Here is an 18,930-nt window from a genome sequence, read left to right on the forward strand (position 1 = left end):
GCGGAGGGGCGGAACGATCAGTCGGAGGAGCCGGGGCCGGTCCGTCGGGCAGCGGACTCCGCGGGAGCATCGGGCCGCACGACGGGAGCGGCCGGCTCCGCGGCCGGAGCACCCGGCTCCCCTGTCGCGGAATCGGGCTCCGCTTCCCGGGCATCCGCCCTCGCAGCCGGAGCACCCGCCTTCACCGCAGGACCACCCGCCTTCACCCCAGGACCGTCCGGCTCGGCTGTCGGAGCACCCGCCTTCACCGATGGAGCGCCTGCCTTCGCGGCCGGAGCATCCGGCTTCGCCGCGGACGCCTCGGACGGCTTCTCCTCCGGCTTCGCCCCGACCACCCGCGCGAACGCCAGCGCCTGCGCGGCGGAGAGGTCGGGCAGATAGGCGCGACCCAGCGCGGCTCCGATCCGGGGCAGCTGCAGCGCGTCGGGGTAGGTCATCCAGAGGCCCGCGTAGCGCGGATGGAACTTGGCCTTGAAGCGGAACAGCGACGTGAAGCCGTAGGCCGGCTCGAGCGTCCGCGAGAGGAACTCGAGCAGGCGCGAGAGGACCGTCGGCTCCGGAGGCACCTCCCCCTCCTCGACCGGTGCGGTGGCGAGCGGTGCGCCCGAGAGCGAGAGGAACTCGGCGCCCTCCTCCTTGACGCGCAGCGCCGCGGAGGCGATGAGGAACTCCATGATGCCGGGCATCGAGTCGTCGGAGCGGCGCATGAAGTCGAGGGTCCAGCCGACCACGCGCCCCTCCCGGTGCACGGGCAGCCAGCTCGTCACCCCCTGCAGCACGCCGTCCGGTCCGACCGCGAGCAGGAGGGCGACGTCGGGATCGCGGACCTCGTCGATCCCACCGAGGGTGAAGCCCATCTCGGGCAGCGCCTTCTCGGCGACCCAGCGCTCCGACAGGTCGACGATCTGGTTGGCCATGCCGAGGGAGAGCTCGGGCCAGCTGGTCCACTGCGCCTCGATGCCCAGCTTGATGCCGCGCGTGAGCGGGTAGCGCACCTTCTGCCACCGCTTGCCGGTGAGCTCGAAGGAGGAGAGCTCGATGATCGTCTCCTCGCCGACCGAGAGGCGCGACCAGCCGAGCCGGTCGAAGACGGGGAGCAGCTCGTCGTGGATGCTGTAGAAGACGGGCGTCCAGCTGCGCTCGTCGCAGAAACGCACGAACTCGGCCACGACGTCCTCCCGCCGCTCGGGAGCGCAGGCCGGGTCGGAGAGGGTGATCGCCACGCCGCCGATCACCCGGTAGGCGACTCCGCCGGTCCCGTCGGCCGAGATCCAGTGCGCGTTGCCCTCCCAGGTCCCCTGATGGCCGAGGCTGCCGGCGCCGTGCAGGGACAGGAGCGCGCGGTACCGCGCCTCGTCGCCGCGGTTCCGCTGCACGTCGGTGGCCCGGAGCAGGGCGACCACCGCGACGACGACCACGAGCCAGAACACCGGGCCGACCCACTCGAAGACGATCCGCGCGACGGGCTCCCGCGGCACGGCGAGCAGTCCGGCGCCGCCGAGGAAGCTCACCGGGACGAAGCGCAGCAGCCCGTCCAGGAGGAGTCTCCCGAGGCCCAGGAGCGGCTCGAAGCTCGTGCGCACGCCGGCCGAGAGCGCCAGGTAGCCGCCGAGGGACACGACGAAGGCGATGGCGACGACCCGCGTCCAGAGCCTCGCAGCGGCACGGGGCGCGCGGATGCGGAAGTGCCTCCTCCCGATCACGAGCATCGCCACGACGGCCAGCGGCACCAGCACCGTCGTCGCCACCCAGAGCAGGTACTCGGCGTAGTACAGGAACTCGGGGTGACGGGCGGCGCGCTGGAGGGAGAAGACCTCCAGGATCGCGATCGCGATGTTCACCCCGACCGCCAGCAGCAGGCCCAGGCGGCGCCCGGAGCGCAGGCCGTAGGCGGCGACGAGCAGGAGGAGGAGCGGGACGAACGTCAGCAGGATCGGCCCGGGGGCGACCAGGCTCAGCTTCACGTGGTGCGCGCAGTGCCGGAGGGCGCGGCTGCACGGGTCCTCGAGGTCCGTCGTCCCCGTGAAGGCGCTCTGCAGCAGTCGGCCGAGGAACGAGAACGGACCGTAGCCCGAGTCCGAGAGGACGGCGACGAGCGGACCGATGGCGGTGACGACGACGACCGCCGCCAGCAGCCCCCGGGACTCGCGGTGCGAGCTCGGGGCCGGACGCTGCGGACGCAGTCCCGACGCTCCCCGCGCGAGCACCGCGCCGAGCACGAGCCCCGCGCCGCCCGCGAGGAGCCGGTACGCGTCGGCGGAGTCGCCCGCGTAGAGCACGAACATCAGCACGACGGCGAAGACGGTCACCCGGAGCCGGCGACGCCACAGAGCGCCCATGAAGGCGGTCGAGGCGATGAGGGCGCCGACCGCGCCGATCAGCGGGTCGAAGGTGTGGTCGCCGACGGTGTCGCCCGCCCACCACTCCCCGACAAGAGCGCCGATCGACTGCACGGAGGACCCGACGACGATCCCGAGGGCGCCGGTCACGAGGAAGGCGAGGAGGGTGCGGGCCGAGCCGAGGCGGCGCTCCGCGGCGAGGAGCATCGGGAGCACCAGCACGACGTCCAGGAGCAGCTGCAGCGGGTCCGCCGCGATCAGGAGGGCGGTCACCGCCGTCCACGGACGGCCGTCGAGGGTCGTCATCGGGCCCGCCGCCCACCAGGCCGTCGTCTCGGCTCCCGCGGGGGCGACGAGCGTCCCCGTGATCGCGCTCGCGGCCAGGAGGACCAGGACGACCGAGACGGCCGCAGGCGACCTCCGGACCAGCAGACGCAGGGGGCGCAGCGCCGCGGCACCGCTCCTCGGGAACCACGTCGGCATGCGGGGACGCTCCTGTTCGCAACGGACGGACGACGCTCCGGCGGCATCCGGCGTCAGCATAGCCATGCCCCGCCGACCGGCGCCGTGAACGGCATGCGATAGCGTCACGGGATGACCGCCTCCGACTCCGCACCCGCCGTCGTCATCTCCACCCCCGGCCTCGACGCCGCCGAGATCGCCGCCGTCACGGCCGTCGTCACCGCACTGACCTCTCGCACCGAGGCCGAGCCGGAGACCCCGCAGGAGCTCAGCGGGGGCTGGAACGACCGCGCCGCGGCGGTCCGCAGGCCGCTCCGGCCGGCACCGGGAGCGTGGCGCTCCTTCTCCGGCTGAGCGGACTCGCAGACGCAGCCCGTCGGGGAACGAGCGATCCGCGACGCGGAACGTGAAATTTGTCCCCCGATTAGTCCCCTAAAGTGCTGACTATGCGCCTCCTGGCGGAGCGAGCACACTAGTGGACGTACGGTGCTCCTCCTTCGGAAGGGGCACCGCCAATCACTCGCCGACCAGGGTAAGCAGGCGGGTGTGTTGGGGGCGAGTGAGGGTAATATTCGGGTTGTTACCCTCACTCGGGGTTTGACGGCGGGCCGGGCCCCCTCTTCGGAGGAGTGGACGGCCCGCCGCACTCCGTTAAACGGGCTTTCGTCCTGACGCGCTCTGCGCTCAAAGGGCTCAGCCCATGACGGCTCTGCTCACGCTCGTGCCGCGCCGTGCCGCGCCGCGCCGACGATCGGTCCGCTCCGAGAGTTCGGGCGCGCCGAGACCTGAGCCGTGCTGAGAGCCGGAGCGTCCCGCCCGCGGCACCGATCCGACATCCGCACAGGGCCGCCGCCGGTCGCTGCGCAGGCGGACGGCCGCGCCGTCCCGCGCGCGCTCCGCCGCTCAGACGTCCCGTCCGCCGACGCCGTCGCGCCGGATCTCGACCCAGGCGTCGACCTCGTCCCCCGCGTCGTCGGAGCCGAGGGCGCCCGCGCTGCCGTCGCCGGCCGTCCGCAGGCCCACCACTGTGACCGCCGAGGCCGAGTCGGCCGACGCGGTGCGCACCACCACGCGGTCGACCTCCTCGCGGATCCCGCTCAGAGCCTGGGCGAGCTCCCCCAGCACCCGTCGGCTCTCGCCCTCGGAGGTGCGGTCGAGGCCGCCGTCGTCGAGCACCGACACGGTCACCCCCCGCCGCCGCGCGTCGAGCACGAGACGCCGCACCTCGTCGTCCAGCAGCCGCCGGCCGCGGATCTCGTCGCGCACGGCCGCCTCGAGCAGCCGGCACTCGCGCCGCTCCTCGTCGGTGAGGCCCGGTCCCGGCTCGGCGATGCGCAGCAGCATGTCGGCGGCGAGGGCGCGGGTCTGCTCCAGCCGGACCTCGCGCTCCGTGAGGTGCGCCTCCTCCGCGGCCCGCCACGACGCGGCCGCGCGCTCGGCCGCCTCGAGCACGCGCGCCTCGGAGCCCGCGCGCCCGAGCTCGACGATGAGCAGCTGCGCGATCGCGACCCAGGCGATCCCCCCGACGACGCCGAGAGTGGCCAGCGCGGCCGGGCCGGCCCAGAACACGGTGTGCACGATCAGGAAGCCGACGCCGACCCAGGCGCAGGCCGCGCGCCGGCGGGCGCACACGATCGTCATGAGGGTGCCGACCGCGGCGATGTACCAGGTGGAGTAGCCGTTGGAGGCACCCGGATCGAGCGAGGGCGCGACCAGCAGCGGCAGAGCGACGGCGACCGCGGTCATCCCGACCGCGACGGGCAGGGCGAGCCGGGTCGTCGCTCCGGGCCAGAGGGCGACGACGGTCGCCGCGACGTACAGCGCGACCGCGACGAGGTCGGCCGGCGTGGCCGGGGAGATGCGGAAGGAGAAGAAGGCGAGCACCACGTGGTACAGCGAGAAGCCGGCGCCGAGCGCCTGGAGCAGGGGGCGCGGGTAGGCGATCACGGCCCTCCTCCCGCGTCCGCCCGCCAGGAGAGGACGACACGGGTGCCCTCGCCCGGAGTCGAGTCGACCCGCGCCGATCCCCGCGCGTTGTGCACCCGCTCGAGGATGGAGAGCCGGATGCCCAGCCGCTCGCGCGGGACGTCGGCGAGCCGGAAGCCGCGGCCGTCGTCCTCCACCACGACCTCCACCGCGCCGTCGCCCAGCAGCCCGTGCACGGCGCGGTGGACGCTGCCGCTCGGACCCGCGTGCTGAACGCTGTTGGCGAGCGCCTGCCAGACCGCGCCGAGCAGCGCCTCGGCCACCGGGCGCGGCAGCGTCGTCGCGCGCGGATCCACTCCGTCGGCCGTCGCGACTGCGATCTCGGTCCCGAAGGTGGACGCCGCGTGGGCGAGCTGGCGCTGCAGGAGCTCGAGCGGGACCAGCCCCTCGGGCGGCTCCGGCTCGTGGTCGGGCAGCAGCACGGCGAGGGTGCGCTGCGCCATCGAGGAGACCAGCGCACGCTCGGCCGGCGACTCGGCGGAGGCGGCGGAGAGCAGCGTCGCGAGCACGTTGTCGTGCACCAGGGCGTCGACCTCGACCCGCTCCACCTCGCCGGCGTGCTGGCGCATCGCCGCCTCGTACTGCTCCATGGCCGTCGTCTGCGCGCGATCGATCTGGTCGGCCGACTGCCGGAGCACGGTGATCAGCACCAGCATCACGAAGCCGACGATGCCCACGTAGGCGGCGTCGAGGATCGCGCGGGTCGGCTCCGCCCCGCCGCCGGAGGGGAGGACGCGCAGCAGCCCGAACAGCACGGTCGTCACCGACACGTACGCGATCGCGATCCGGAGGGGAGCCGCGATCGTGCAGAAGGCGGTGCCGATGGTCAGCAGGTACCAGATCCACGGGGTCTCGCGGTCCGCGCCCCCGGTGGCGACGGCGGCCGGCCAGGTCAGGAGGGCGACGAGGACACCGACGGCGACCAGGACCGCCGTGATCCGCGTGCCCCGCCGCAGCACGGCGGTGACCACGGCGGCGGTGAGCGATCCGAAGACCAGCACCAGCACCGGCCAGGCCACCTCGGGGCGCAGGAGGGGCAGCTGCGCGAGGATCGGCGGGACGGTCTGCACGCCGAAGCCGAAGCCGAAGAACGACACGACCGTGCTGATGATCCGGTCGATGCGCTCGCGCCCGGCGTTGCGGCGGGCGATCGGCGCCTCAGCGCCCGCCATCGCCGTCGTCCGGGTCGATGCCCGGCAGGATGCCGTCCTCCACCGCGCGCCGCAGCAGATCGACCTTCGTCGGGGCGGGACGGCCGATCTCGACGTACTTGTCGCGGATCCGGTCGAGGTACTCCTTCGCCGTCGACACCGAGATCTGCAGCCGCTCGGCCACCAGCTTCAGCGGCAGCCCCGAGGCGTAGAGGTGCAGGACGTCGCGCTCGCGACGGCCGAGCACGGCCCGCGCGAAGTCGTCGTCGGCGTCGATGGCCGAGGCCCACTCCAGATTGTTGAGGACCTCGCCGCGGGCGACCGTGCGGATGGCGGCGACGACCGTCGACATGGGCGAGGACTTCGGGATGACGCCGGCCGCTCCCGCGGCGAGCGCCTCCCGCACGGCCACGACGCGGTCCGCGATGCTGTGGACGAGGACGGCGGAGCCGCGCACCTGCCCCCACTTGACGTTGCTGGTGATGCTCGAGCCGTCGTTCAGGGACAGGTCGAGGACGAGCACCTCGATCTCGGCGCCGCCGATCGTGCTCTCGAGGGCCTGGACGGTCTCGGCGGCGGCGACCACCTGCATCCCCGCGCTCTCGACGGCGGCGGCCACGCCCAGGCGCACCGACTCGTGGTCGTCCACGATCGCCACGCGCACGCGCGGGGCCTCGGCTGCGTCGACGTGGGGCTCCATCCCGCCCATGGTACGCAGGCGCGAGCCCGCGGTCAGTCCTCTCGGCGGACCAGTCGCGCAACGGCCTCCACGTGGGAGGTGTGCGGGAAGAGGTCGAAGCCCTCGAGGCGCTCCAGCTCGTAGCCCGCCCCGGTCAGGGCGCCCACGTCGCGGGCGAGCGCGACCGGGTCGCAGGCGACGTAGACGAGCTGCGCCGGCCGCAGCTCCGCCAGAGCGTCGGTGACCGCTCGGCCGGCGCCCGAGCGCGGCGGGTCGAGGACCACGGTCGCCGCGCGCCACCGCGCCCGCTCGCGCGCATCGGCCTGGGCGACGACCTCGCGGAGGTAGCGGTCGACGCGGGCGGTCACCGCGCGGGCGCCGACCTGGTCGGCCAGGTTCTCGAGCGCGTGCTCGGTGGCGCGGGAGTCGCTCTCGACGCTGGTCACGCGCACTCCGGCGCCGAGGCGGTCGGCCAGCGCCGCGGCGAGCAGGCCCACCCCGCCGTAGAGGTCGTGGTTGGCGGCCGACGGGTCCGCCGCATCCGCGTCGACGGCGGCCTGCACGGCCTCGAAGAGCGCGGCGGCGGCTCCGCGGTGCACCTGCCAGAAGCCGGTGCGGTCGACCCGGAAGGTGCGGTCGGCGACGAACTCGCTCACCACCGTGCGGTCGCGGCGGGCGCGCTTGTCGGAGGGGTCGTGCACGAGCACCGCGGCCCCCTCGGACCCGGCCGCGTCGACGAGGTCGACCACCGAGCCGGGAGCGAGGCGCTCGCCGAGCGGTGCGGCCAGGGAGGAGTCGGCGGTCGCGAGGGGCAGCGACTCCACGGTGACGACGTGGTGGCTGCGTGCCGCGTAGGGGCCGACCCGTCCGTCGTCGTCGACGTGGAGGCGGTTCCGCGTGCGCCAGCCGAGGCCGCCGGACGCGTCGTCCCCGCCGATCGGCGAGACCTCCACCTCGACCTCGCGACGGGCGAAGCGGGAGAAGGAGTCGACGAGCACGAGGCGCTTCAGCTCGCGCTGGTAGGCCAGGTCGGCGTGGCCGAGCTCGGCGCCGCCGACGCGCTCCCCCGGGCGGCGGTCGAGGGCGGCCTCGGGCCAGACGTGCTCCACCCGGTGCTCGGACGCCTCGAGCACCTCGAGCGCCTCGGCACGCCAGAAGCTGTCGTGCCGGACCTCGCTGATCCGCGCCCGCACGCGCTCGCCGGGGAGGACGTCCGGGACGAAGACGACGCGGCCCTCGTGCCGGGCGACGAACACGCCGCCGTGGGCGACGTTGCTAATGTCGAGCTCGATCTCGGTCCCGAGTGCGTCGTCGGCCCCGTCGGGGCGGGCGGATGCTCGGGACGGGGTCTGTGCCATCCGTCGAGCATCCCACAGCGTGGGCCCGGCCGCAGGGAGCCCTCGTGCGCCTCTACCTCGCCTCCACCTCCCCCGCGCGCCTCGCGCTGCTGCGGGCCTCCGGGATCGAGCCCGTCGTCGTCCCCTCCGAGGTGGACGAGCCCGCGGCCGTCGCCCGGGCCGAGCAGGAGCGGGGCGCGGCGCTGGACGCGGACGCCACCGTCTCGCTGCTCGCCCGCGCCAAGGCGCACGCCGTCCTGCGCCCGGACATCGACGGTCTGGTGCTCGGCGGCGACTCCGCGTTCGTCCTCGACGGCGTCGTCCACGGCAAGCCGCACGAGCCCGAGCGGGCCCGGGAGCGCTGGCGCGCCCAGCGCGGACGCACCGGCCGCCTCCACTCCGGCCACTGGCTCGTCGACCACCGCGGCGGGAGGATCGTCGCCGAGGCCGGAGCGGTCACCTCCGCCGCCGTCACGTTCGCCGACGACATCGACGACGCCGAGATCGACGCCTACGTCGCCACCGGCGAGCCCCTCGAGGTGGCCGGCGCCTTCACCATCGACGGCCGCGGCGCCGGCTTCATCACCGCGATCGAGGGCGACCCCTCGACGGTGATCGGGATGTCGGTGCCGACCCTCCGCACTCTGGTGCGGAGCCTCGGCGTCGACTGGACCGCGCTCTGGAACCGCTGAGGCCCGTCCCGCCCTTGTGAGGAACCGACGAAGGCCCTCCGCTTCTTTGTGGTGAGCCGCGCCGGGCCGGGCGGAGCCGCCCCCTAGGGTTGGGGACCATGCCGAAGATTACGAAGGTGCTCGTCGCCAACCGGGGCGAGATCGCCGTCCGAGTCATCCGCGCCGCCCGCGACAGCGGGATCGCCTCCGTGGCCGTCTACGCCGACCAGGACCGCGACGCCGTGCACAGCCGCCTCGCCGACGAGGCCTACGCCCTCGGCGGGACGACCAGCGCCGAGACCTACCTCGTCATCGACAAGCTGCTCTCGGTGGCGCGCCGCTCCGGTGCCGACGCCGTGCACCCCGGCTACGGCTTCCTCGCCGAGAACGCCGACTTCGCCCGCGCCGTCATCGACGCCGGCCTGATCTGGATCGGCCCCGGCCCCGAGGCCATCGAGCGCCTCGGCGACAAGGTCTCGGCCCGCCACGTCGCCGAGAAGGTCGGCGCGCCGCTCGCCCCGGGAACCCTCAACCCCGTCTCCGGCGCCGCCGAGGTGCTCGAGTTCGTGGACCAGTACGGCCTCCCCGTCGCGATCAAGGCGGCCTTCGGCGGCGGCGGTCGCGGCCTCAAGGTCGCCCGCGAGCGCGACGAGGTCGAGGAGCTGTTCGCCTCCGCCACGCGCGAGGCCGTCGCCGCCTTCGGCCGCGGCGAGTGCTTCGTCGAGAAGTACCTCGACCAGCCGCGCCACGTCGAGACCCAGTGCCTGGCCGACGCGCACGGCAACGTCGTCGTGGTCTCCACCCGCGACTGCTCCCTCCAGCGCCGCCACCAGAAGCTCGTCGAGGAGGCGCCCGCGCCGTTCCTGACGGACGCGCAGAACACCGAGCTCTACCGCGCCTCGAAGGCGATCCTGCAGGAGGTCGGCTACCTCGGCGCCGGGACCTGCGAGTTCCTGATCGGCAAGGACGGCACGGTGTCCTTCCTCGAGGTGAACACCCGCCTCCAGGTCGAGCACCCCGTGTCGGAGGAGATCACCGGCATCGACCTCGTGCGCGAGCAGTTCCGCCTCGCCGAGGGCGGCGTGCTCGACTACGACGACCCGGCGCCCCGCGGCCACTCCTTCGAGTTCCGCATCAACGGCGAGGACGCGGGCCGCGGCTTCCTCCCCGCTCCGGGCCCGGTGCACGTCTTCAAGGCCCCCGGCGGACCCGGCGTCCGCGTCGACTCCGGCGTCGTCGCCGGCGACGTGATCTCCGGCTCCTTCGACTCGCTCCTCGCGAAGCTGATCGTCACCGGCGACAGCCGCGAGCAGGCGCTGGAGCGCTCGCGCCGCGCCCTCGCCGAGTTCGAGGTCACCGGACTGCCGACCGTCCTCCCCTTCCACCGCGCGATCGTCGAGGACCCGGCCTTCGCCCCCGAGGGCGGCGCGCCCTTCACGATCTACACCCGCTGGATCGAGACCGAGTTCGAGAACACGATCCCGGCCTGGAGCGGCGAGCCCGGAGCGACCGACGAGCCGGCGGCCCGCCGGAACGTGGTCGTCGAGGTCGACGGGCGCCGCGTCGAGGTCACGCTCCCCGGCGACCTGGTCGGCTCGGGACCCGCCCGCGGGGCCGCTGCCGCCTCCCCGAAGCGCCGCGGCTCCTCCTCCGTCAGCACCGTCACGGGCGACTCCGTCGCCTCGCCCATGCAGGCCACCATCGTCAAGGTCGCCGTCGCCGAGGGCGACACGGTCGTCACCGGCGACCTGGTCGTCGTCCTCGAGGCGATGAAGATGGAGCAGCCGCTCACCGCCCACAAGGACGGCGTCGTGAAGGGCCTCGACGCAACGGCCGGAGCGACCGTCCCCGCGGGACACGTGCTCCTCCAGATCGTCTGAGCTTGTTCCGGGCCGCTCCCCGCGCGGCCCGGCGCGGTCGGCTCCTCGATGTGAGGGATACCGCCGAGCGGGTCGTGTCGCGCTGCCGTGAATCGCTTCGCACGCGATTCCCGGTCGCGCGCTCTGCCGATGAAAGGCCGCTCCCCGCGCGGTCCGGCGCGGTCAACTCCTCGGCGTGGGGGGGTACCGCAGAGCGGGTCGCGTCGCGCTGCCGTCAATCGCTTCGCACGCGATTCCCGGTCGCGCGCTCTGCCGATGAAGGGCCGCACCCCGCGCGGCCCGGCGGAGGGGCGCGTCAGGTGACGATGTGCATGGCGCGCGCGGCGTCCGAGATCGAGCCGGTGAGGCTCGGGTAGACGGTGAAGGCCCGCGCGACCTGGTCGACGGTCAGGCGGTGCTCCACGGCGAGGGCGAGCGGGAAGATCAGCTCGCTCGCCTTCGGAGCGACGATGACGCCTCCGATGACGGTGCCGGAGCCGGTGCGCGCGAACAGCTTCACGAAGCCGTCGCGGATGCCCATCATCTTCGCCCGCGGGTTCGCGGCGAGCGGGAGCTTGTAGATCTCGCCCTGCGCGATGCCCTCCTCGATCTCGCGCTGGCTCCACCCGACGGTCGCGATCTCGGGCTGCGTGAAGATGTTCGCCGCGACGTTGCGCACCTCGGTCGGGTTCACGGCGTCGCCCATGGCGTGGAACACGCCGGTGCGGCCCTGCATGGCGGCGACGGAGGCGAGCGGGAGGAACGTGGTGCAGTCTCCGGCCGCGTAGATCGAGGGGACGCTGGTGCGGGCGACGCGGTTGACGCGGATGTGCCCCGACTCCGTCAGCTGCACCCCCGCGTCCTCGAGGCCGATGCCCCCCGTGTTCGGCACGGAGCCGACGGCCATCAGGCAGTGCGAGCCCTCGACGACGCGTCCGTCCGAGAGCACGGCCTGCACGCCCTTCTCGGTCCGCTCGACGCGGTCGGCGCGCGACTTCGAGAGCACGACCATGCCGTTGCGCTTGAAGACGTTCTCGATCACCGCGGCCGCGTCGGCGTCCTCGCCGGGCAGCACCTGGTCGCGGGAGGAGATGAGGGTCACGCGGGCGCCGAGCGCACGGTAGGCGGAGGCGAACTCCGCGCCGGTCACGCCGGAGCCCACCACGATCAGGTGCTCGGGGACGGACTTGAGGTTGTAGAGCTGGGTCCAGCTGAGGATGCGCTCGCCGTCGGGAGCCGCGGTCGGGAGCACGCGCGGGCTGGCGCCCACCGAGACCACGATCGTGTCCGCCTCGATGCGGTCGAAGTCCATGCCCTCGCCGCCGGCCGCCGTCGAGACGATCAGGGCGTTCGAGCCGTCCAGGCGCCCGTCCCCCTGGACGATGCGCACGCCGTGGTGCACCAGGTTCGCGCGCATGTCCTCGGACTGCTGGCGCGCGAGGCCGAGCAGGCGCTTGTTCACCGTCGCCAGGTTGACCGCCACGTCCGGGCGCACCGGCTTGTTCAGCTCCGAGCGGGTGAAGAACTGCACGCCCAGGTCGGCGGCCTCGCCGATGGCGTTGGTGGCCTCCGCCGTCGCGATGAGCGACTTCGACGGGACGACGTCGGTGATGACGGCCGAGCCGCCCACTCCGACCCGCTCGACCAGGGTGACCTCGGCGCCGAGCTGCGCTCCCGCGATGGCGGCTTCATAGCCGCCCGGCCCCCCTCCGAGTACAGCGATCCTCTGCGCGCGCTCGAACTCGTAAGCCATGCTCCCCATTGTCCTCTCTCACTGAGTGTTCGCCCAATCGCGGGGTGTCGGATCGGCCGCGGGAGTCGCCCTCCGCCGCCGCGCAGCCCGTCGGTAGGGTGGGAGGATGTCCGACCAGACCCTGCACCCGCTCGACGCTCCCGACGCCGATCCCTTCGAGATCGCGGCCCGCGCGGCCGCTCAGATCGCCGAGGCGACAGGGGTCGAGAAGCACGACATCGCCCTCACCCTCGGCAGCGGCTGGGGCAAGGCCGCCGACGCGATCGGCGAGACGACCGCGACGGTGGAGGCCACCGAGATCCTCGGCTTCTCCAAGCCGGCCGTGCACGGGCACGGCGGCACCCTGCGCTCCGTCCTGCTCCCCACCGGCAGGCGCGCGCTGATCATCGGCGCCCGCACCCACTACTACGAGGGCTACGGCGTGCGCCGCGTCGCGCACAGCGTCCGCACCGCCGCCGCGACGGGCGCGACGGTGATGATCCTCACCAACGGCGCGGGCGGCATCAAGGAGCACTGGACGCCCGGGACCCCCGTGCTGATCAGCGACCACATCAACCTCACCGCCGACTCGCCGCTCGAGGGCGCGACCTTCGTCGACCTCACCGACCTCTACTCCTCGCGCCTGCGCGACCTCGCCCGGGGGACGCGTCCTGAGCTGGACGAGGGCGTGTACGTGCAGTTCCGCGGGCCGCACTACGAGAGCCCGGCCGAGGTGCAGATGGCGAAGATCATCGGCGGCCACATCGTCGGCATGTCGACCGCCCTCGAGGCCATCGCCGCGCGCGAGGCGGGCATGGAGGTGCTGGGCATGTCGCTCATCACGAACCTCGCCGCCGGCATCCAGAAGACCCCCCTCAGCCACGAGGAGGTGCTCGAGGCCGGCCGCGACGCCGAGGACGACCTCGCCCGCCTGCTCGCCGGGATCACGGGCGCCCTGTGAGCGCCGACGTCCGGGAGCTCGCCGAGGCCTGGCTCGCCCAGGACCCCGACCCGGAGACGCGGGAGGAGCTGGTCGGGCTGCTGATCGCCTCCGACTCGGGCGACGCCTCCGCCCGCGCCGAGCTCGAGGACCGCTTCGGCGCCCGCCTGGCGTTCGGCACCGCGGGCCTGCGCGGCGCCATCGCGGCGGGATCCAACCGGATGAACCGCGTGCTGGTCTCGCAGGCCGCCGTCGGCCTGGCCGACTTCCTGCTGGCGCAGGGCGTCCAGCGGCCCGTGGTCGTGATCGGCTACGACGGTCGGAAGAACTCGCGCGTCTTCGCCGAGGACTCCGCCGCGCTGATGGCGGGCGCCGGCGTGGACGCGGTGCTGCTGCCCCGGCTCCTGCCCACCCCCGTGCTGGCCTTCGCCGTGCGCCACCTCGGCGCCGACGCCGGAGTGATGGTCACGGCGAGCCACAACCCGCCGCAGGACAACGGCTACAAGGTGTACCTCGGCGGCGCCGACGAGGGCTCGCAGATCGTGCCGCCGGTCGACTCCGAGATCGCCGAGCGGATCCTCGCGGTCGCGCGGGACCGGCGCGTTCCGGAGCTGCCGCGCGGCGAGTACCGGCTCGCGGACGAGTCCGTGGTCGCCGCCTACATCGAGGCGACGGCCTCCGTCGGCCGCCAGTCCGCTCCGCTGCGCGTCGTCTACACGGCGATGCACGGGGTCGGCTGGGAGACGGCGCACCGGGTGCTCTCCGCGGCGGGATTCGACGAGCCGGCCGTCGTGGTCGAGCAGATCGAGCCCGACGCGGCGTTCCCCACGGTCGCGTTCCCGAACCCGGAGGAGGCGGGCGCCCTCGACCTCGCCTTCTCGACCGCGCGCTCCGGTCGCGCGCAGCTGATCGTGGCGAACGACCCGGACGCCGACCGCTTCGCCGCCGCCGTGCCCGACGCCTCCGCCCCGGAGGGCTTCCGGCGCCTCACCGGCAACGAGGTCGGAGCGCTGCTCGGCTGGCGCGCCGCCGAGCAGGCCCGCCGCGAGGGCCGCACCGGAGGAGCGCTCGCCTGCTCGATCGTCTCCTCCCCCGCCCTCGGTGCTGTGGCGGCCGACTACGGCCTCGACTTCGCCGAGACGCTCACGGGCTTCAAGTGGATCTCGCGCGTCCCCGACCTCGTCTTCGGCTACGAGGAGGCGCTCGGCTACCTGGTGAACCCCGGGACGGTCCGCGACAAGGACGGCGTCTCGGCCGCGCTCGCCTTCCTCTCCCTCGCGAGCGGGCTCGCCGCCGAGGAGCGCACGATCGACGACGAGCTGGAGTCGTTCGCCGAGCGGTTCGGGCTCTTCGGATCGGAGCAGATCTCGCTCCGCGTCACCGACCTCTCCGAGATCGGCCGGATCATGGCCGGACTGCGCGCGACGCCTCCGACCGCGATCGGCGGGCTCGCCGTCGAGCGGAGCGAGGACCTGCTCGCCGAGGGCGGCGCGCTGCCTCCGACCGACGCGCTCCGCTTCTCCCTGGACGGTGCCCGTCTCATCGCGCGCCCGAGCGGCACGGAGCCGAAGGTCAAGCTCTACCTCGACGCCTGGTCGCACGACTCCGACGCCGACGCCCGCCGGTCGGCCGTCTCGTCCCGCCTCGCCGCCCTGCGCACCGGCGCCGCGGAGCTCCTCGCGTAGGTCCCCCTCCGGTCAGCGGGGCGCGCGGACACCGATCCGCTCGCCCCGCTTCCAGAGCCACTCCACCGGACCGAGCTCGAACCGGCGCAGCCACAGGTGCGCCGCGAGCACGACGACCGCCGCGATGAGCAGGAACGCTCCGACGGTCGCCGGGACGCGCCACTGCGCGGCGGTCACCGCCAGCCCGAGTCCCCAGCCGTAGAAGAGGGCGCCGCCGAGCAGGTTCTGCAGGAGGTAGGCGCTCAGGGCGACCCGGCCGACCTCCCGCGCCCGGCGTGCCGCCCAGCCCTCGGCGCCCCGGCGGAGGCAGGCCTCGGCGAGGGCCGCGAGCAGGCCGAGCCCGACCAGGGGCGCGACGAGGTAGCGCTCGGCGAGCAGACCGGCGGCGCTCCCCCCGATGCCCAGCGCGAGGTCGACGGGGAGGGCGAGGGCGCCGAGGACCATCAGGCGACGGCGGAGTGACGCGCCCTCGGCGGCGAGGACCCCCGCCCGATGGAGGCGCGCGCCGAGGAGGAACATCGCGAGGCTGAGGAGCCCGATGAGCACCGGCTCCGCACGGAAGACGCCAGCGTTCTGCAGCCGGAAGAGGGCGAGGCCGAGGAACGACGCGTCCGCGTAGGGGCTCCGGCCGGTCGGCCCCTGTCCGGCACCGTCCGGACTCGCCGCCACGAGCGCCACGAGCGCCGAGATCAGGACGACGTGCAGAGCGCCGCAGACGAGGATCACGCGGCGCTGCGTCGTCGGCCGGGTGAGCAGCAGCCAGGCGACGACCGCTCCGGTGACGGCGTATCCCATGAGGACGTCGAACTCCGCGATCAGCACGTAGTTGACCGCGCCGTCCAGGAGGAGGAGCGTCGCGCGCCAGAGGTAGCGGCCCGGCCAGCGCGTCCCGCGCCGGACCGCGGAGGCGTGCTGGATCGCGAGGCCCACCCCGAAGGCGAGGGAGAGGAGGGCGAGGAACTTGCCCTGCGCCAGCGCCATCAGCAGGAGCTGCGCAGTCCCGGCGGAGGAGGAGGTCTCCGGCGTCACCGGGACGGAGAGCAGTCCGAGCATCCCCCAGGGGTGGGAGAGGATCCAGATGTTCGTGCCGAGGGTCCCGATGATCGCGACACCGCGGACGACGTCCAGGGTCGCGATGCGGCGGCCGGCTCCGGCACGGGGCGGCAATACGGTCGTATTGGTCATGTCCGAGAGCGTAGCCTGCTCGAGCAGTCGAACGAGAGGGACGCCATGCCGGATCGGCGCGAGAGCAGGAGCGACATCCTCTCGGCGGTCGTCGCCGTCCTCTCGACCCGCGGGGCGGAGCACCTCAGCATCCGCACCGTCGCGGCCGAGGCCGGCGTCTCGGTGGGTGCCGTCCAGCACCACTTCCCGACGAAGCAGGCGCTGCTGGCCGGCGCGATGGCCCGGGTCGAGGAGCGCTTCCGCGAGCGGACGCGGAGCCGCCTGGAGGCCGAACCCTCGGCCGAGGTGCGGCTGCGCGTCTTCTGCGACGAGATCGCGTGCGTCGCGGACGAGGACGTCCCCGACGCGAACGTGTGGACCGCCTTCGCCTCCCGCGCCGGCACCGATCCGGAGATCCGCGCGATCCACACCGCCGGCTGGTCGCGCACAGAGGACGTCGTCCTGGAGCTGCTGCGCGCCGCGCATCCCGCGGCGTCGTTCGGCGCCGACGACGCCGCGCTTCTCCTCGCGGTCCTCGACGGCATCGCGGTCTCCCGCGCGGCCGAGCGGCCCGCCCGCCTCTCCCCCGCCCGGGCCCGCCGCCTGATCGGCACCGTCCTCGCTCAGCTCGCCGCCCGCTGACCCCCCGAGGTCCGAGCAGCCGTCCGCGCGGGAACCCGGCTCCCGGCACGCCGCTCCGCGGCCACTCGACCAGCAGGGGCAGGGGCGCCCCCTCCCCGCAAGCTGGAGGGCGCGTCCGAGAATCGCGTGCCAGCGATTCGAGGCAGCCCGACGTGACCCGCTCTTGAGAACGCGCCCCGTCGGGAGGCCGACCGCGCTGAGCCGCGCAGGGAGCGGCTCAGAGTCGAGCACCGCGCGTGGCAGCGATTCGAGGCAGCCCGACGGAATACACTCTGCGGAACGCACCCCGTCGGGAGGCCGACCGCGCTGAGCCGCGCAGGGAGCGGCTCAGAGTCGAGCTCAGCCCAGCGCTCGCTCGATCTTCTCCGTGATCTCGTTCTGGTCGAGGTAGTTGTCGATGACGACGACCTCGGCGAAGGTGCGGCCGATGCGGTCGACGAGCTCGCCGGAGGTGAGGATGACCTGCGCGTCGGCGGCGAGCGCGTCGACGGAGGCCAGGTCGGAGGCGATCACCTCGGCCTCGAGGTCGAGGGTCTCGAGGGCGCGCTCGGCGCCGAGCTTGAGGATGGCGGAGGTGCCGATTCCGGCGCCGCAGAGGGTGACGATCTTCATGCGCTTCTTCCGTGGTGCGGGTGGTGCGGGGTGCTGTCGGTGAGGACGGCGTTGATGCTGCGGACGGTGCGGGCGGCGGCGAGGGCGCCGACCGCGTCCGGACGGCTGAGCACGTCGGCGAGCCCGGAGACGAAGCCGACGTGTCCGTGCGCCTGGGTAGCGGCGATCCCGATGACGACCGACACCGGATCGTTGGTGCTGTGCCCGAAGGCGACGGGCTCGGCCAGCGTGACGACGGAGAGGCCGTCCGCGAGGACGTCGTTGCCGGGCCGGGCGTGCGCGAGGGCGAGCCCGGGCGCGATGACGATGTACGGCCCGAGCACGTCGACCTGCTCGACCATGCGCCGGGAGTAGGCGGCGTCGACTGCACCGGTCCGCTCGAGCGCACGGCCCGCCTCGAGGACGGCCTCCCGCCAGGATCCGGCGGAGTGGCGGAGGGCCACCGCCTCCTCGGGGAGCGCGTCGAGCGGCACCGTCAGGCCGCCTCGAAGCCGGCGCTGATCGTCTCGACGAGCTCGCGGCGCTCGTCGAGCGGCAGGAAGGCGGCGTGAGCCGCGTTCAGCTGGAAGGCCTCGAAGTCGTCGAGGTCGTACCCGAACGCGTCGGACAGGAGGGCGAGCTCGCGGCTGAGGGTCGTCGCGCTCATCAGGCGGTTGTCGGTGTTCACCGTGACGCGGAAGCCCAGCTGGTAGAGCAGGTCGAAGGGGTGATCGGCGAGCTCGGCACCCCACGCTGCGACGGCTCCGGTCTGCAGGTTGGAGGAGGGGCTGAGCTCGAGGGCGATCTCGCGGTCCTTCACCCACTCCGAGAGCTCGCCGAGGGTCACGTAGCTCGCGTCGTCGTCCTGGCGCTCGATGCGGATGTCCTCCGCGATCCGGACGCCGTGGCCCAGGCGCAGCGCGCGGCCGTCGAGCAGGGCCGAGCGGATGCTGTCGAGGCCGTCCGCCTCCCCCGCGTGGACCGTGGTCGGGAAGTGCGCCGCCGCGAGCAGCTCGAAGGCGTGACGGTGCCGCGAGGCGGGGAAGCCCGCCTCGGCTCCGGCGATGTCGAAGCCGATCGCACCGCGCTCGCGGTGGCGCAGCGCCAGCTCGGCGACCTCGAGCGAGCGGTCGGCGTGCCGCATCGCGGTGATCAGCTGGCCGACGCGGATGCGGTGTCCCTGCGCCGCCGCCTCCTGCACGCCCTGCTGCAGTCCCTCCTGGACCGCTTCGACAGCCGCGTCGAGCGAGAGCCCGGCGCGCTGGTGCTGCTCCGGCGCCCAGCGCACCTCGCCGTGCACGACTCCGTCGGCGGCGAGGTCGAGCACGAACTCGCGGGCCACGCGCTCGAGCGCCGGCGCGGTCTGCATCACGGCGACCGTCGTCTCGAAGGTGGCGATGTAGTCGGTGAGGGAGCCGGAGTCGGCCGTGGCGCGGAACCACTCGGCGAGGGCATCCGGCTCCTCGGCCGGGAGCGGCACGCCCGTCTCGCGGGCGATCTCGAGGACCGTCCCGGGCCGCAGCCCTCCGTCGAGGTGGTCGTGCAGCGACACCTTGGGGAGCTCGTCGATGAGGACGCCCTCGCCCGGGAGGAGGTACTCCTCGGTCTGATCGGTCACGGTGCTCCTCGCGGGTCGACGGTGGTTCGCCGACCACCCTAGAGGGTCGGCGGGAGCGGCTCGCCGGGCGGCGC

The 18,930-nt window shown here is 73.9% G+C and carries 16 protein-coding genes; 6 read left to right on the forward strand and 10 right to left on the reverse strand.

Features of this window, described 5'->3' with window-relative positions; genetic code table 11:
• Positions 1-17: 17 nt before the first annotated feature.
• Positions 18-2,822: a DUF2156 domain-containing protein gene (locus C5C49_RS02995; RefSeq protein ID WP_181135692.1), complete on the reverse strand. Its 2,805-nt coding sequence runs from the start codon at positions 2,820-2,822 to the stop codon at positions 18-20.
• 111 nt (positions 2,823-2,933) lie between these two features.
• Between C5C49_RS02995 and C5C49_RS03000 the strand changes: the two genes are divergently transcribed.
• A complete protein-coding gene (locus C5C49_RS03000) occupies positions 2,934-3,155 on the forward strand; it encodes an acyl-CoA carboxylase subunit epsilon (protein ID WP_104225462.1) in 222 nt (73 codons plus the stop codon).
• Positions 3,156-3,704: 549 nt separating this feature from the next.
• Here the strand turns inward: C5C49_RS03000 and C5C49_RS03005 are convergent.
• The 4 genes from C5C49_RS03005 to C5C49_RS03020 are packed head-to-tail and all read right to left on the reverse strand — an operon-like array spanning position 3,705 to position 7,975.
• The gene (locus C5C49_RS03005) at positions 3,705-4,748 is read right to left on the reverse strand and encodes a hypothetical protein (RefSeq protein ID WP_104225461.1); all 1,044 of its coding nucleotides are present in this window, start codon (positions 4,746-4,748) and stop codon (positions 3,705-3,707) included.
• The gene (locus C5C49_RS03010; RefSeq protein ID WP_104256321.1) at positions 4,745-5,959 is read right to left on the reverse strand and encodes a sensor histidine kinase; all 1,215 of its coding nucleotides are present in this window, start codon (positions 5,957-5,959) and stop codon (positions 4,745-4,747) included. Before C5C49_RS03010 ends, C5C49_RS03005 begins: the two co-directional genes overlap by 4 nt.
• Positions 5,946-6,647, reverse strand: coding sequence for a response regulator transcription factor (locus C5C49_RS03015; protein ID WP_104223169.1), 702 nt, complete (start codon positions 6,645-6,647; stop codon positions 5,946-5,948). The genes C5C49_RS03010 and C5C49_RS03015 overlap by 14 nt, the downstream gene beginning before the upstream one ends.
• Positions 6,648-6,670: 23 nt before the next feature.
• Positions 6,671-7,975, reverse strand: a complete 1,305-nt coding sequence (locus C5C49_RS03020) for a class I SAM-dependent RNA methyltransferase (protein ID WP_146084826.1) — start codon at positions 7,973-7,975, stop codon at positions 6,671-6,673.
• Between the two features lie 44 nt (positions 7,976-8,019).
• Between C5C49_RS03020 and C5C49_RS03025 the strand changes: the two genes are divergently transcribed.
• Together C5C49_RS03025 and C5C49_RS03030 are read left to right on the forward strand one after the other, a co-directional pair.
• Entirely contained in the window at positions 8,020-8,646 is a 627-nt protein-coding gene (locus C5C49_RS03025) for a nucleoside triphosphate pyrophosphatase (protein WP_181027094.1), read from the forward strand.
• Between the two features lie 98 nt (positions 8,647-8,744).
• A complete protein-coding gene (locus C5C49_RS03030) occupies positions 8,745-10,505 on the forward strand; it encodes a biotin carboxylase N-terminal domain-containing protein (protein ID WP_104223170.1) in 1,761 nt (586 codons plus the stop codon).
• A gap of 295 nt (positions 10,506-10,800) precedes the next feature.
• Here C5C49_RS03030 and C5C49_RS03035 read toward each other — a convergent pair whose 3' ends face one another.
• Positions 10,801-12,237, reverse strand: coding sequence for an NAD(P)H-quinone dehydrogenase (locus C5C49_RS03035; RefSeq protein ID WP_104329175.1), 1,437 nt, complete (start codon positions 12,235-12,237; stop codon positions 10,801-10,803).
• Positions 12,238-12,343: 106 nt separating this feature from the next.
• Between C5C49_RS03035 and C5C49_RS03040 the strand changes: the two genes are divergently transcribed.
• Together C5C49_RS03040 and C5C49_RS03045 are read left to right on the forward strand one after the other, a co-directional pair.
• A complete protein-coding gene (locus tag C5C49_RS03040; RefSeq protein WP_104238027.1) occupies positions 12,344-13,177 on the forward strand; it encodes a purine-nucleoside phosphorylase in 834 nt (277 codons plus the stop codon).
• The gene (locus tag C5C49_RS03045; RefSeq protein WP_104345382.1) at positions 13,174-14,841 is read left to right on the forward strand and encodes a phospho-sugar mutase; all 1,668 of its coding nucleotides are present in this window, start codon (positions 13,174-13,176) and stop codon (positions 14,839-14,841) included. The genes C5C49_RS03040 and C5C49_RS03045 overlap by 4 nt, the downstream gene beginning before the upstream one ends.
• Before the next feature lie 12 nt (positions 14,842-14,853).
• Here the strand turns inward: C5C49_RS03045 and C5C49_RS03050 are convergent, their stop codons facing one another.
• Positions 14,854-16,026, reverse strand: coding sequence for a DUF418 domain-containing protein (locus tag C5C49_RS03050; RefSeq protein ID WP_104345383.1), 1,173 nt, complete (start codon positions 16,024-16,026; stop codon positions 14,854-14,856).
• A 45-nt stretch (positions 16,027-16,071) separates the two neighbouring features.
• On the opposite strand from C5C49_RS03050, the gene C5C49_RS03055 reads away from it, so the two are divergent.
• Positions 16,072-16,647 (forward strand): TetR/AcrR family transcriptional regulator, encoded by a 576-nt coding sequence (locus C5C49_RS03055; protein WP_104345384.1) that lies wholly within the window; start codon positions 16,072-16,074, stop codon positions 16,645-16,647.
• A 339-nt stretch (positions 16,648-16,986) separates the two neighbouring features.
• On the opposite strand, the gene C5C49_RS03060 is transcribed toward C5C49_RS03055, so the two are convergent.
• Genes C5C49_RS03060 through C5C49_RS03070 form a run of 3 tightly spaced genes read right to left on the reverse strand, consistent with a single transcriptional unit; the run spans position 16,987 to position 18,856 of the window.
• Positions 16,987-17,259, reverse strand: a complete 273-nt coding sequence (locus tag C5C49_RS03060; protein ID WP_104226416.1) for a PTS sugar transporter subunit IIB — start codon at positions 17,257-17,259, stop codon at positions 16,987-16,989.
• Positions 17,256-17,732 carry a PTS sugar transporter subunit IIA gene (locus C5C49_RS03065; protein WP_104255398.1) on the reverse strand — a complete coding sequence of 159 codons (477 nt, stop codon included), beginning with the start codon at positions 17,730-17,732 and terminating at the stop codon, positions 17,256-17,258. The genes C5C49_RS03060 and C5C49_RS03065 overlap by 4 nt, the downstream gene beginning before the upstream one ends.
• Positions 17,733-17,734: 2 nt before the next feature.
• A complete protein-coding gene (locus C5C49_RS03070) occupies positions 17,735-18,856 on the reverse strand; it encodes an adenosine deaminase (protein ID WP_104255399.1) in 1,122 nt (373 codons plus the stop codon).
• Between the last annotated feature and the right edge of the window lie 74 nt (positions 18,857-18,930).

Origin of the sequence: Rathayibacter sp. AY1E2 (assembly GCF_002932325.1) — a bacterium.
GTDB lineage: Bacteria > Actinomycetota > Actinomycetes > Actinomycetales > Microbacteriaceae > Rathayibacter.

Coding starts and splice junctions, on each gene's coding strand:
- C5C49_RS02995 (WP_181135692.1), bottom strand. CDS start 2,822: ATGCCGACGTGGTTCCCGAGGAGCGGTGCCGCGGCGCTGCGCCCCCTG.
- C5C49_RS03000 (WP_104225462.1), top strand. CDS start 2,934: ATGACCGCCTCCGACTCCGCACCCGCCGTCGTCATCTCCACCCCCGGC.
- C5C49_RS03010 (WP_104256321.1), bottom strand. CDS start 5,959: ATGGCGGGCGCTGAGGCGCCGATCGCCCGCCGCAACGCCGGGCGCGAG.
- C5C49_RS03015 (WP_104223169.1), bottom strand. CDS start 6,647: ATGGGCGGGATGGAGCCCCACGTCGACGCAGCCGAGGCCCCGCGCGTG.
- C5C49_RS03020 (WP_146084826.1), bottom strand. CDS start 7,975: ATGGCACAGACCCCGTCCCGAGCATCCGCCCGCCCCGACGGGGCCGAC.
- C5C49_RS03030 (WP_104223170.1), top strand. CDS start 8,745: ATGCCGAAGATTACGAAGGTGCTCGTCGCCAACCGGGGCGAGATCGCC.
- C5C49_RS03035 (WP_104329175.1), bottom strand. CDS start 12,237: ATGGCTTACGAGTTCGAGCGCGCGCAGAGGATCGCTGTACTCGGAGGG.
- C5C49_RS03040 (WP_104238027.1), top strand. CDS start 12,344: ATGTCCGACCAGACCCTGCACCCGCTCGACGCTCCCGACGCCGATCCC.
- C5C49_RS03050 (WP_104345383.1), bottom strand. CDS start 16,026: ATGACCAATACGACCGTATTGCCGCCCCGTGCCGGAGCCGGCCGCCGC.
- C5C49_RS03055 (WP_104345384.1), top strand. CDS start 16,072: ATGCCGGATCGGCGCGAGAGCAGGAGCGACATCCTCTCGGCGGTCGTC.
- C5C49_RS03060 (WP_104226416.1), bottom strand. CDS start 17,259: ATGAAGATCGTCACCCTCTGCGGCGCCGGAATCGGCACCTCCGCCATC.